Consider the following 12386-nt stretch of genomic DNA (forward strand, 5'->3'; position numbering starts at 1 on the left):
GAGGCGGCTGCGGATACGTCTTCGCGTGCGTGCCGTGCAAGGAAGGCTCGTTCCTCTGGCAGTGCTGACCGGCCATCCGCTGAGAAAACGTCATTCAATCGAAAGGGGTGTGATCTCGGGGGTGCGACGGCCCCTCTTCACAGGCCAGCCCCGGTCCTTGGCGTAAGCCAAGATGTCGCTGATGTCCTTCGCAGGATCGCGGTTGGTCCCGTGCGCGTCATCCACGTCGCCGTCGTTCTCAACGAGCTGGTCGGCATCGGTATCGCCGCCGAGCATTTCCCTGAGACGGATACCTGCCGAGAGTCGTGCGAGGCGACGCGTCAGGGCACGTTGCAGGCGCTCGTCAGTGCTGATGGTCGGGTCGATTACCGCTGTGGCCCACAGGCACGCCTCGAAGACGCCACGCGCGACCGAGACCGCGCCCATCAGCGATTTCTCTGCACGAAGCAGGACGGCGAAACCCCGAAGCTGATCGGCGGCGCTGAGGATGTTGACCGCTGATTCATACCGGAGAACCGTTGCGGCTGGTTCGGCGCGGTCACCGAGCATGACGTCCGGGACCTTCATGTCCTCTCGCGCCGGGCTCTTACGCTCCGATTTCCAAGGCTTGAGGCCCAGTTGCGTGAAACCGTCGGCTATTTCGTCGACCGCTGCCGCAAGCGCGTCGCGACGCGCATGTGCCTCCTGTCTGCCTTGGCGCAACTGGACGAGGATATCCATCGCCCACGCCTCGCCGTCCCTGCTCGTATCGCCTTCGCTTGTCACACGCCACACCCTGCCAGATGGCTCCGACCAGGAAGTAGCGCTTTCCGTCCCGTGCTCCTTCGCGGCGACCGCTACAGGGTGGTGGACTCCTGGTTCAGCTACGACCACCACGGCGTCTTCGATGACGGCCTGCACATTTTCCTCGAACCGGTCACTGAGGAAGACGACCGGCTCCGGCACCTCGCCCCCGACTACTTCCGGCAAGAGCCCGACGCCTGAGCACCGCAACCACAAGGCGCGCCCCTCCACCCGGCCCGGGGGAGGCGCGCCTGTTACACCTCACGAAGTCCTGGTCCGGCTGCGGGCCCAGGTGGTCGTGGTCGGCGCCGTAGCAGCTGCTCGTCCTTACGGTCCATCCGTTCGGCCTGGCGGCTGCCGCTGGCAGCAAGGCCCGGTCGCGTCACCTGCGGAAGCGTGAGAGCCAGGTTCCGCCGGCCTTCTGCTCGGGCACGGCCTGGTCCTGCTGCTGGCTCCCGATCTTCACGCCGGGCCAGGCTTCTTCCCAGCCGATCTCGTACCGCTGGTCGCAGTCCCTACACAACGACGGTCGGGGCTCTTGGGCCGTAGTGCCCCAGCCGACGCGCTCGGTCGCCCGCCACCGTTCATCGGTGAAGTCGGCACCGCACTGGGTGCAGACGGGGCGCCGGGCACTCCGGTGGAAGCCGTGCTGCCCCGCCTCCGCGCGTCCCGGCTCCTGGTGCTCCCGCGTGGCGGCCGGTACGACGGTGGCCGCGCTGGCCCTCTGCTTGCAGCCGTCGCACAGATCCGGGTGGGAGTCCTTCGGGGCGCCCCAGTCCGTCACCTGGGCCGCCTCCCAGCGGGCGTCGGTGAACCGCGCCCCGCAGCCGGTACAGACAGGACGGCGGGCCTCCCGCTCGGCTGCCTTCTTCGCCGCTTGCTCTTCGGCTGCCCGCCGCACCTTCGCCTGGTGCGCCTCCTGATGGGCCCTGGCCTCTTCCTGGGAACGGGCTTCGGCCGCCTCACGACGGGGGTTGCCGATCACTTCCCGCAGGGGTTGCATGTGGTCGCGGCCGAAGCGGAGGAACACCGGTCCGTCCGGGCCGTGCTCAGTCAGGTTCCCCAGGCCGGTCGCGATGATCGGGATCTTCCCGTCGTAGACGTGGTAGCCCTTGTGCCGCTGCCCCTGCCACAGGTGGGAGGTGAGCTCGCTCAGTTTCGAGACCGTGATGTTGGGATTGCGCTCACCGAGCTTGTTGAACACCAGCAGAACCGGCGGGTGCGTCCGGTCACCGGACCAGGTGTCCGGAGCGCTCCAGCGGGTGCGCCACATCGGACGCTCCTTACCGTCGGTGTCCTTCACCTTCCGCCGAAAGAACCGGGCATACTTCTCCAGCTTGTCGGCGAGCTCCTCCGGCGTCTCGTGGCAGTTGTCGACCTCTATGAACAACAGCGTCACCCGGTCCTGCGGTGCGATGAGCACCAGGTCCGCCTGAGCGCCGTCCTTGCCGGGCGCGCTCCACGTGCCGGTGGCGGGCAGCGGGACCTCGGTCCAGTACGAGGCGATGGTGCCGATCCCGGCCGGCGCGTCGGCGGTGGCCTGGGCGGCGGCGCGGACTTCGGCCGGGTCGTCGGCGAGCTTGGCCATGTTCGGTTTCGGGCGCAGCATCGCGATCACGGTCTCGTTGACGGCCATCGGGTGGGAGGCCCCGCTGGAGCCCGCGCCGCGCGCGGTGGAGCCCATCCTCCGTCACCGGGCGCCGCAGCTCGTAGGAGGCGGCTTGCAGGCCCTTGAGGGTGAGGTTCCGCAGCTTGTCCCCCGTCTCGGTGGAGCCGCCGTTCTCGGACAGGCCGTGCTTGCGCATGTCGGAGAGTGCGCCGGTGTGCGAGGCGGTGCGGGCCTGCTTCTGCTTCGACGGGGTCTCCTTGTCGGCGTGCCGGAAGGTCAGGTGCGGAGCGCCGATCCGCTGGATCTGATCAGCCGTGGCCACCTTCAGGACTCCGAGCACGCGCAGCACCTCGCCGCGGTAGCTGTTCGTCGACCCCGCCGGGTTACTCTTCCGCTTCCCCGCCATCAGCTCTGCTCCCTCGTCACTCGCGACCGCCCGCCGACCGCCGCCGCTGCTGCTGGCCGCGCCCGGCTTGGGAGGGCGTCCGGGCCTCCCGGAAACCCGATGCTCTCCTCCACTACGGACAACAAGAGGAGAGAGGAGGGTTGTAGCGGCGCAGTTTTCGCGCCGATTCGCGGCTTGACGAGGGGTTTTCCCCCGTTCCTGGGCGCCGGGCGCCAAAGGGGGTTTCCAAGGGGCCTTCGAAGTGGGCACCCAGGGAGCCCTCTTGGGCTTGCCCACCGCGGGCTGGCCTTCCGATGTGATCGGCCCGAGCGGTGCCGCTGCCCGGCCCTCGGGTGAGTGTTCGTCATCGTCTCGTCTCCTTCGCTGCCCCGGCCGGGGCGGTCGTTGCGAAGGAGCAGCGTGCAGCCGACCCCCTTGTCCGCGGTCTGACCGTGGCCGGTAGCGGACGTGGCCAAGGAGAAACGCGGCCGTGGTCGGGGCGGTAGCAGAGGTGGACAAGGGGTCATGGTCGGGCTCGTGGTCTGGGCGACCACGCTGGACAAGGGGGCCGTGTTTGGCTCTTGCAGCCCGGTTCATCCCATCCGGGCAGAGGGGGCGTGATCGGCATGGCGACCGTACGTCAGGAGCTGCCTGTGTCCCCCATCGTTCCCTCGCTGCCCCCGCGCCCGGTCCAGCTCAGCTTCGACTACGTCTTGGCGGTGGAGGCCGGAGACGACGTCCAGGCCGCGCGGCTCGCGCCCGAGGTGGAGCAGTTGCAGGGACTGCTGCCGGGCATCGCGGAAATGGTCGTCTTCCCCGTGACCGCGTTGTCCGACGACACCGATCCCTGCGCCGACTCCTTTGTCCTGGACGAGGTCGGCGTCATCTACCTGATGGCGATCAGGGAGTGGGCCGTGCACGCCCCCGCGGCTGCCGCGCCGGGGATCGCTCGCACCATCGTGCACTTCGTCGGCCAGGTCCTCGCCCACGCGCCGAAAGACGTCGTCCGGGCTCTGCAGGTGTTGCGTAATGAACAACTTGAGCAGGCCCACGTGATCCACTCAGTAGGCGGTATGCACGGGTAGCTGCCGCGCCGCGCATCGAGTGCGGTGGTGCGCAGCTTTTCCCTTGCCCGGAACCGTGCAGAGGCAGCCGCTGACAACCGACCCGGCGCCCGGGGCGCCCTGGACATGCTCAATCGAACGAGTCACCATCGTCGGCTTCCCACATGTAGAAGTGGCTGTCGTCTTTGTGCTTCCACTCAGGCCAGAGATTGCGTGTGTCCTCAACCCTGGCGCTTCGTGCGGGCAGTTCCTCGTCTCGGAGAAAGGCGCCGAGGCAGGCGATGGCGTCGGCGCACAGTTCGATGATGGCGACCCGTCGTTCGCTTCCTGTCCGCCTGTCGTCGGGCGGGGAGAGAGGCATGTAGAACGTGTCTTCCCTGACGCGGGTACGCAGCTTGATATCCGGGATGCTGTGCAGCAGGACCTGCACCTTCGCAATGCGATCGTGCAGCAAGCGGAGGCGTTGTCGCCACTCATCTCCGTCGGACGTCCTGGCCTTCCGGAAATCACGATGGATCTCCAGCAGTTCAGCCAGTGCGGCCTCCGCAGCCGCGGCCGCGCGCGCCCGCTGCTGTTCGGCGCGCGCGGTGCGTTCTTGTGCCCTATGTGTCCAGCGCCCTGACCAGATGGTCAGGGCGCCGCCGGTGGCTGTTCCGATAATCCCTGCGACCGCACCGATCCACACCGAGGCATTCATGGAAGTAATCTTCGCGAACCACCGGGCGCTGCGGAACCTGGTGGAACCGGCTTCGGAAAACGCGTGGCTGCACTCCACGCACGATGTTCTGCACTCTCCGCGCGAGTGCAGAACATCGTCGGTGCGCACCAGCGCATCGAGTGCACCGCACCGGGTTCGCTCAGCGGCCGGTTCCTGGCCCGTGGCGCGGGTCCGGCTGCTGGGGGCGGTGCGCACGCTGGTCGTCCTCGCGCCCCGGGTGCGGTGCGCCGGTTTCCTTCCGGTCGGCGTACCGGTTCATCGTCTTGCGAGCCTGGTCGGCCGCCCTCGTGAAGACGTCCTGGAGGTGGCGCAGCCGCTCGGCCGTGAACTCCAGGGCTTCCACTTCCGTGCGGGATTCCTACAAGGCCCGCAGCGCCGTCAGGCCGATCGCCGACCGGGGCTCGGTGCCCGACTCCAGGCGGTCGGACTCGAAGTCAGGGCCGGTGTCCGGGAACGGGATGAGGAGCTGTTCCGGCATCGCGGTCTGCTGGTGCACCACAACGTCGTAGGACAGAGCGCGGCCGGTGCGACGCGTTGCGCGCAGCCGGGCGCTGAGAACGGTAGAGGCGATGACCGCGCGGTTGTACTGCAGCGGGGTACGCGGGATGTCCCACTCCCCCGACTCCAGGGGCCGGCGAGACTCGTCCGGGGCACCGGGGCCGGCCGAGGGCCGGTGGTCAGGATCGAGTTCGGCGCCCGGCGAGCAGGCTGGTCGGCCAGTGGCCAGCGCGTCTGCGGCGGGTTGGGGGCGGATCGTCGGAAGCGCCGAGGAACGGGAAGATGGGCCAGCCGTCCTTGCGGTAGCCGAGCACGGTGTGCGGATGGGGCAGCAGACGGGACACGGTGTCCTCCGGAACGGCGACGCCCCTGCACCAGCGATCGTTCTACGGGGTTCGCAGACATGTGATCTTTTGCCTCTACCGCCCCGGATGGCCCACTGCCTACTCTTCCAGCATCACATCTGACGACAAAAGGTGCCGCTGTGACTGCTAGCTGGGTAGCTATTGACTTCGAGACCGCGAACCGCAACTCGGGGAGCCCGTGTGCGGTCGGCATGGTCGCCGTTGAGAACGGAGTGGTCACCGACTGGATGAGCACCTTCATACAGCCGCCGGCCGCACACTCCCACTTCGAGCCGTTCAACACTCAAGTCCACGGCATCCGATCCTCGGACGTGCAGGGCGCGCCCGGATGGGCCGAAGCCCTCACCAAGATCGTCGCTTTCGCCGACGGGCGTCCGCTCGTAGCCCACAACGCCGCCTTCGACATGCGCGTGCTCCGAGCAGCGTGCACCGCTGAGGGCCTGCCGTGGCCGACCATGACGTACGCGTGCTCCCTGGTGGTGGCCCGCAAGACCTGGCAGCAGGTCTCACACACCCTGCCTGCCTGCGCCAAGACCATCGGCTACCGGCTGGACGACCACCACGAGGCTGGCGCGGACGCCGCCGCGTCCGCCCACATCATGCTCGCTGCCCTTCGGTATCACGGGGTCGCGTCGCTGAACGAACTGCTCCAGAAGATCCAGGTCGGGTTTGGCACCATCTCACCCGATGGGTGGAAGGGATCCCACTCCACAAGCGCCTCGTCGAAGCCTGCGGCTCTTCCCGGAGTGAACCCAGACGCCGACCCGATGGGGCCTTTCTACGGGCGGCAGGTGTACGTGACGGGCAAGCTCGGCAGCATGACGAAGGCGGAGGCTATGGCCGCCATCGCAGACGTCGGCGGAATTCCGTCGACGAAGGTCACGAAAAGAACCAACGTCCTCGTGGTCGGCACCCCGAACCCGCGCGCCTTCTCCACGGGAGCCGAGAAGACGAACAACCACAAGAAGGCCGAAACCATGTTGGCCGAGGGCCTGGACATAGAGCTCATCGCCGAGGCCGACTTCCTCGAACGCCTCAACAGCTGACCAACTTGACCAGATCGGCCACGTGTCAGTGATCCCTTTCCAACCTGATGGCAGTGCCAGGGCGTGGGCGAACAGACCATGGCCACCCAGAAGAGCTGGCGTCTGCTACGAACCCTCCGCTGCAGCACCAACCGCATCACCGCAATCTTCTAGGCCGTCCCGTCCTCCACCACGCTTCAACCTGAGGTTGGAAAGGGATCATGGAATCCACGAAACCCGAGGTCAAAACCATAATCTGAGATCTCTACCGAACCCGGGGCGGTTCACATTGGCATCACGGCCGAGGCTGCGCGCGCAGCTCTGCCGCGGCGACTCAGCATCCAGGCCAGCTTCGAGACGGGGCTGACGCACACCAGGTCATATGCCGCCGAACACGGTTGTCTGGCCACCGCGGACACGATGTACCAGAGGTATCCGCTGGGACCGTGGCTCGCACGCCAGCGCCGTAGAGCGCGCCAGAGCCCGGAGCCCACGGAGCGCTCCCGCGCACTCGACGCGATCGACCCTCGAGGCGCTTGATGATCGCCTTCGCCTTCGGTTCTGCGTACGGAGTGTCGTGGGCCGGGGATCCCAAGTGACAGGGCGTCACCATGCGTTGGTTGTTCCGCTCCAGGACCGCCGTCGTGTCTTGAGGGCATCCTGTTGGCCGGGGAGCACGGGAACTGCCGTGATCGCTTGAGCCGTCCTTACTCCGTACGTGCTGGTTGACTAGTGTCGGCCAGTGGCGGCGCTGTGAGAGGAGGGGCAGAGCATGTCGGGTGGTCGAAGAGCCGCAGTGACGGTCGCTGCCGTGTTGGTGATCGTTTCGACCCCGGTTTTCTGGCTGCTCGACGGGCCGGATACCGGGCAGCTGGTGGGGGCCTCAGTGCAGGCCGCCACGGGCGTGGGCGCTTTGGTATGGGCTTGGATCCAGCCGGCCGCCGAGGCACGGGACGGGGCCGTGCGGACGGGTCGGGCTGAGGCGAGCGGCGGTGGGAGGGCCCATACCGGCATTCGCCGTCGTGGTGCTGGGGGCAGCGGGGCGGCTCGTGTTGAGCAGAGCGGAGATGCGGTCGCCCGCGGGCGGGGAAGCAGTGCTGGCACCGGCATCGATTACACCGGCTAGGACTACCGTGGCTGCGGGTGGATGGCGGGAGGGCCGATGAGACGGTTCCGGATTGGGCGTTCGTCAGCTGCCCGGGAGGGCGCGGGCGAAGCGGTGCCATCTGTCAGCGTCAGTGAGAGCGGCGATGCCACTGCCGTGGATGGCGGCGCCGCGCTGAGCGGCTACCGGGGTTCGGGACGCCAAGCTTCGGCAGGTAGCGGGGCCGTGCGGGTGGAACGGTCGGGTGACGCGGTCGCCTCGGGCGCCCATGCGGTGGCCATCAGCGGCCATGTCAGCCAGGTCCTGCTGGCCCCTCTGCCGCCGCCCAGACCGTTGGAGTGGCCCATCCGGTTGGGTTCGGTGCCGGTGCTTGCGTCTGCTTTCCAGGACCGGTCTGCGGTGCGGGACCGGATCGATCGTGCCGGGGAAGGGCATGCCACAGTGGTGCTGGCCCAGGTGCTGTCCGGTGGCGGGGGCGTGGGCAAGACCCAACTCGCCGCCGCCTACGCCCACCAGGCGTTAGTGGACGGCGTCGACCTGGTGGTGTGGGTCGACGCCAGTGACATCGAGCAGGTCATCGCGCGCTATGCCCACGCCGCGCACGCTGTGGAAGCTGCTTCCGATCGTCTTCTTGGCAAGGGTGCCGAGTCCGACGCCGGGCTGTTCCTTCAGTGGCTGGCGACCACCCGGCGCTCATGGCTGATCGTTCTCGACGACCTCACCGGCCTGGAGGCAATGCAGGCGTGGTGGCCGCCGTCCTCAGCTTTCGGATCCGGCCGCGTCGTGGCAACGACCCGCCGCCACGACGCGGTGCTGTCCGGCGGCGGCCGGGCCGTGGTGAACATCGACACCTACAGCGCCGAGGAAGCCGAGGCTTATCTGCGCGAGCGGCTCAGCTCGGCGCATGCAGATCATCTCCTGGACGCACAGGCCGCCGTGCTGGCCGAGGCGCTGGGCTTCTTGCCGCTCGCGCTGTCGCACGCTGCCGCCTACATGGTCAACGAGGACGTTCCGTGTGCGGAGTATCTGCGCCGCTTCAACGACAGTGCCGCGCGCCTGGACGATCTGTTGCCGCGCGAGGCGGACACTGAGGGGTACGGGCGTCAGGTGGCCGCGGCTCTCCTGCTCTCGTTGGATGTCGCGCAGGCGAGCGAGCCTGTCGGCCTGGCCGTTCCGGTCATGCGTCTGGCCGCCGTCCTGGACCCGGCCGGGCACCCTCGTTCCCTGTGGGCCAGCGACGCAGTCACTCGCTACCTCAGCGCCCAGCGCCCCACCTCCCCGGGCGGCATTCCCACGGCCACCGGTCCCGCCCAGGCCCAGGCAGCACTGCGGCTCCTGCATCGCTACGGTCTGCTCACCGATCACGCGCAAGCCGGCTCCCGGGCGGTGCGGCTGCACGCCCTGACGGCACGCGCCGTGCGTGAGTGCACCCCTGATGCCGCAGTGCCGGAGGTGGTGAAGACCGCTGCTGGTGCATTGACGGAGCTGTGCGACACAGTCCATTGGGGCGAGTATGAGACGACGGCCGCGCTGCTCACCAACATCGACAGCCTCGACAGATGCGCAGGGGATCTGCTGTGGCAGGTCGACGGTCACTACGTCCTGCGCTGGGCCGGGCGCAGTATGGCTTTGGATGCGGCGGTGCCCTACTGGCGGCGGCTGGTCGGCACCAGTGAACGGCAGCTGGGCCGGGCTCATCCCCTGACGCTCGTTGCGCGGCGTGATCTCGCTTGGGTCTGCTTCCTCGGCCACCGAGACAAGGAGGCCTTCGCCGTGCTGCAGGAGGACTTCCCCTATCAGGACAACCGACTGGTTCTTGAAAGGCCAGGGCCCCCTGCGGCTGGCCCGGAGGCCGTCAGCGCCGTTGCGTTACTGGAAGACACCGTCACCGTTCGTCAACGGCTGCTGGGCAGCGCGGACCCGGCGACCCTCGCGGGCCAATCCAAGCTCGCCCTCCTGTACTGGGCCCAAGGTGACAAAGCGAAGGCCGTCGTTCTACTGGAGCGTTCTCTCGCTGGCTACCGGACGACGCTCGGCCCCCGCCACCCGTACACGATCTCGGTGGACAACCGGCTGCGCAACTGGCGAGACCAGCGCAGGAGGCGCTGGTGGAGGCGCACACGCGGCCCGTCCGCGCCAGCTGGACTGACGGAGGCGGGTGACGACGTGATGCGGCAGGACCGGGCATCGCGGTGAGGAGGCGCAAGACCCGGACCAGGATCACGGCTGAGTGCAGCTCTTGCGCGGCGGATGGCACACCGGGCAGCGTTTGCCGGTGCCGCCGCGGCGGGAGCGCTGATCGGGCGTGGCGTCCCAGCGTCCCGGACAGCCGGGCTTGGAGCAGGCCCACCGGCACAGTTTGGTGGAACTCGGCCTCAGCTCCTTCGCAGTCAGGTCCGGTTCGTCGATCACTTCAAGGAGCTCGCTGGCGATGGCAGGGTACACGTCCTGCAGGGATTTGCCGGGCTTGGGGCGCACCCTGGCGGCAACGGTGCGTCGGCGAGCGCATCGGGGGCATCCGCTCGACTGGCCCGTGCGGCGGTTTGGAGGGGCGGGGTACTCGAATCGGCAGTGCGGCTCGGGACACCTCCACTGGCATGTCTTGTTCGACGTGGGGAGCAGGTCGAACGCGGTCCAGCCGGGGTGGTCGACGACCTCGATGAGTTCTTCGGCCATCGTCGGATTGACCTCGGCGAGTGATTCACCGGGGCCGGGCCTGCTGTTTGCCGCGCCCACCCGTGCGTGACCGCACTGGCGGCAGCCTCGGCCGGCAAGTGCCCGGCTGTGCAGTACGGCCTTCCATTCGTAGCCGCAGTCCGGCTTCCGGCACCGCCAGAGGCACACGTCGTTGCAGCCGGGCGGCGTCCGATCGGGAGCCTTGCCCGGGTTGGTGAGGTTCGCGACGAACTCCTCCTCAAGATGCGGAGCCACATCCACCGCCGACAGCTCGGGGCCGGCCACGGCCCTCTGCCACAACTGCGCCCCCTTCGTGAGCGCCGCTGTGACCTCGGCCGGTGTGAGCTGTCGCCAGGAAAGGCCGCGGCGTCGCAGTACGACACCCACCGCCTCCGCCCAGTCTTCGGGGTTCACCCCCGGCCCGGCCTCATGATGGGAAAGGCCGTGCACCGGGACGGGCGGCAGCCCGCGGCTTCGGATGCGTTCCACGTCGAGTCCGGCGGCGAGTGCTGCCTTCGTCTTCGCGGTGTCACGCTCCAGGCTCCCTGGCCGGCCGTGGGTCCATTCCGGGTCCAGGTCGATGAGCAGGCCCGGGGCCGGCTCGGGCAGGTACAGGTCGAAGCGGTCTTGCCTGCGCCCGGGCAGGCGCAGGCGGTGGTCCAGTTCCACGCGGAAACCGGAGGCGGCTTCGATGAGCATGGCGACGTTGCATTCGAACGGGGAGCGGCCGTGGCCGGTGCAGTCCGGGCATCCGCGTCCGTTGGTGCGGTTGGCGAGCGTCGCCGGCCAGAAATGCCCTTGAGCGCACTCCCACTCGCACAGATTATGCGACTGCGGGCGCAGGGTGTCCGGACCACGGTCGGGACGGCTGAGGTTGCGGCGGAACTGCCGTGCCAGCGCAGGATTCAGATCGGCCAGCGATTCCCCCGGGCCGGGAGCCCGGTTGCGGCGCTTCCAGCACTCAGGGCACCCCGAGGGCTTGACCGCACGGCTCCGAAACCGCAACTGGGCGGGCCACTGATGACCGCATCCTTCCGCCGAGCAGCGCCACTGGCACCGGTCCCTGGAGGACAGCGGCATGTCTTCCAGCGCCATACCCGGGCTGGACAGGTTGGACACGAACTCGGCCTTCAGCCGAGCCCGAACCGCAGCCACCTCGGTAACACTTCGCCGTTTACCCATGACGGCAGATCCTGACAGCCGCCACTGACAACGGCCGCCCATAGGCTCGGGCTGCCGGATACGCCCCGCAGCGGCCCGAGAGAGCCGAGCCCGTGGTCGCCACCTGCTCGGGCGATGCTCCTCACCGTTCTGAGGACGGCCTGGCTCTGTACACGAGAACGGGTTCTGGCTCGCTTTGAGGTTGATCCCCGGGAGTGGACACCGAGTTTCATGCGACGAGTGACAGCGTAGGTGACGTGATCAGTTGCTGTTCGAACTCGGCTGGTGTGAGGTAGCCGAGCGCGGAGTGCCGACGGTGCTGGTTGTAGTACGACAGCCAGCGGAATAGCTCCAGCCGGGTCTGTGCCTTCGAGGTCCAGCGGCGGCCATGGAGCAATTCGTGGCGTACGCCCAGGCATCACAGAAGGCCGGGCCCCACTAGCTTGAGAAGCTGTTCGACTGCGTGCTGGAATCTGGGATGGGGGACATCCTCCGGCAGGCACTGCGCGATCACGTCGTTAAAAAAGGCCGTCGGGAACCTTTTGGACTTTGGAAGCCCCATGGCCTTGAGCGCCCACTTCTTGAACGGTGTGGGCGTCTCGGCCGTCGCTTGCTCCTCCTTCCATTGCCGGAGTAGAAGATCCCAGCCAGGGAAGATCGCCTCCGGAAAGGTACGACGGACGGCGCTTTCCGGTAGCGCACAGATGACGTCTGGATCGTCATAGCGGACGAACTGAAGGCGGTCGCCGAGGTGTCCTGAGAGGTCGAGGAGGGCTCGCTCAGCCTTGGTGAGTGGTGGTGTGAGGGCCTCCAACTCCTCGTGTGAGCGGCCTCGAACCTCATCGAGGAAGGCGACGACCGGCAGACCAAGCGCGGGAATGACAGCGGCGTCCGCCAGTCCACCTAGGAGCTGTCCGGGCGATCATGTGACCGTCCCGTGTCTGGGTCGTTGTTGTGGGCATGGGGCGGGGCGATCTGACGGATGCCGAGTGGGAAC

At 68.0% G+C, this 12386-nt stretch carries 12 protein-coding genes and 2 pseudogenes; 6 read left to right on the top strand and 8 right to left on the bottom strand.

Annotation, left to right across the window (positions count from 1 at the left end; all coding sequences use genetic code 11):
• Positions 1-90: 90 nt before the first annotated feature.
• Positions 91-765 (bottom strand): hypothetical protein, encoded by a 675-nt coding sequence (locus ACFY3N_RS36225; RefSeq protein ID WP_390821034.1) that lies wholly within the window; start codon positions 763-765, stop codon positions 91-93.
• 51 nt (positions 766-816) lie between these two features.
• Between ACFY3N_RS36225 and ACFY3N_RS36230 the strand changes: the two genes are divergently transcribed.
• Positions 817-984 (top strand): hypothetical protein, encoded by a 168-nt coding sequence (locus ACFY3N_RS36230; RefSeq protein ID WP_237877742.1) that lies wholly within the window; start codon positions 817-819, stop codon positions 982-984.
• A 181-nt stretch (positions 985-1165) separates the two neighbouring features.
• On the opposite strand, the gene ACFY3N_RS36235 is transcribed toward ACFY3N_RS36230, so the two are convergent.
• Positions 1166-2467: a replication-relaxation family protein gene (locus tag ACFY3N_RS36235; protein ID WP_390821035.1), complete on the bottom strand. Its 1302-nt coding sequence runs from the start codon at positions 2465-2467 to the stop codon at positions 1166-1168.
• Between the two features lie 963 nt (positions 2468-3430).
• Between ACFY3N_RS36235 and ACFY3N_RS36240 the strand changes: the two genes are divergently transcribed.
• Complete coding sequence (locus tag ACFY3N_RS36240; RefSeq protein WP_390821036.1) at positions 3431-3862, top strand: hypothetical protein; 432 nt, start codon at positions 3431-3433, stop codon at positions 3860-3862.
• Positions 3863-3971: 109 nt separating this feature from the next.
• Here ACFY3N_RS36240 and ACFY3N_RS36245 read toward each other — a convergent pair whose 3' ends face one another.
• Genes ACFY3N_RS36245 through ACFY3N_RS36255 form a run of 3 tightly spaced genes read right to left on the bottom strand, consistent with a single transcriptional unit; the run spans position 3972 to position 5055 of the window.
• On the bottom strand, positions 3972-4667 hold the full coding sequence (locus tag ACFY3N_RS36245) for a hypothetical protein (protein WP_390821037.1): 696 nt from the start codon (positions 4665-4667) through the stop codon (positions 3972-3974).
• Between the two features lie 31 nt (positions 4668-4698).
• Positions 4699-4902, bottom strand: a complete 204-nt coding sequence (locus ACFY3N_RS36250; protein WP_390821038.1) for a hypothetical protein — start codon at positions 4900-4902, stop codon at positions 4699-4701.
• 15 nt (positions 4903-4917) lie between these two features.
• Positions 4918-5055 (bottom strand): hypothetical protein, encoded by a 138-nt coding sequence (locus tag ACFY3N_RS36255; RefSeq protein WP_390821039.1) that lies wholly within the window; start codon positions 5053-5055, stop codon positions 4918-4920.
• Between the two features lie 486 nt (positions 5056-5541).
• Here ACFY3N_RS36255 and ACFY3N_RS36260 point away from each other — a divergent pair, with 486 nt between their 5' ends.
• The 4 genes and pseudogenes from ACFY3N_RS36260 to ACFY3N_RS36275 all read left to right on the top strand — a co-directional run bounded on the left by ACFY3N_RS36260 (position 5542) and on the right by ACFY3N_RS36275 (position 9748).
• Positions 5542-6468 carry an exonuclease domain-containing protein gene (locus ACFY3N_RS36260; RefSeq protein WP_390821040.1) on the top strand — a complete coding sequence of 309 codons (927 nt, stop codon included), beginning with the start codon at positions 5542-5544 and terminating at the stop codon, positions 6466-6468.
• A 69-nt stretch (positions 6469-6537) separates the two neighbouring features.
• Positions 6538-6621, top strand: a pseudogene (locus tag ACFY3N_RS36265) (IS5/IS1182 family transposase); the annotation flags it as partial.
• Between the two features lie 165 nt (positions 6622-6786).
• Positions 6787-6987 (top strand): Helicase associated domain protein, encoded by a 201-nt coding sequence (locus ACFY3N_RS36270; protein ID WP_390821044.1) that lies wholly within the window; start codon positions 6787-6789, stop codon positions 6985-6987.
• 790 nt (positions 6988-7777) lie between these two features.
• The gene (locus tag ACFY3N_RS36275; protein ID WP_390821041.1) at positions 7778-9748 is read left to right on the top strand and encodes a tetratricopeptide repeat protein; all 1971 of its coding nucleotides are present in this window, start codon (positions 7778-7780) and stop codon (positions 9746-9748) included.
• A 24-nt stretch (positions 9749-9772) separates the two neighbouring features.
• Here ACFY3N_RS36275 and ACFY3N_RS36280 read toward each other — a convergent pair whose 3' ends face one another.
• The 3 genes and pseudogenes from ACFY3N_RS36280 to ACFY3N_RS36290 form a co-directional block, all read right to left on the bottom strand.
• Complete coding sequence (locus ACFY3N_RS36280; protein WP_390821042.1) at positions 9773-11347, bottom strand: zinc-ribbon domain-containing protein; 1575 nt, start codon at positions 11345-11347, stop codon at positions 9773-9775.
• 271 nt (positions 11348-11618) lie between these two features.
• A pseudogene (locus ACFY3N_RS36285) lies at positions 11619-11801 on the bottom strand (integrase core domain-containing protein); the annotation flags it as partial.
• A 6-nt stretch (positions 11802-11807) separates the two neighbouring features.
• Entirely contained in the window at positions 11808-12203 is a 396-nt protein-coding gene (locus ACFY3N_RS36290; protein WP_390821043.1) for a hypothetical protein, read from the bottom strand.
• Between the last annotated feature and the right edge of the window lie 183 nt (positions 12204-12386).

Origin of the sequence: Streptomyces sp. NPDC000348 (assembly GCF_042898795.1) — a bacterium.
GTDB lineage: Bacteria > Actinomycetota > Actinomycetes > Streptomycetales > Streptomycetaceae > Streptomyces.

Excerpts from the sequence above, each read along its gene's own strand:
- ACFY3N_RS36235 (WP_390821035.1), bottom strand. The coding sequence starts at position 2,467 with ATGGGCTCCACCGCGCGCGGCGCGGGCTCCAGCGGGGCCTCCCACCCG.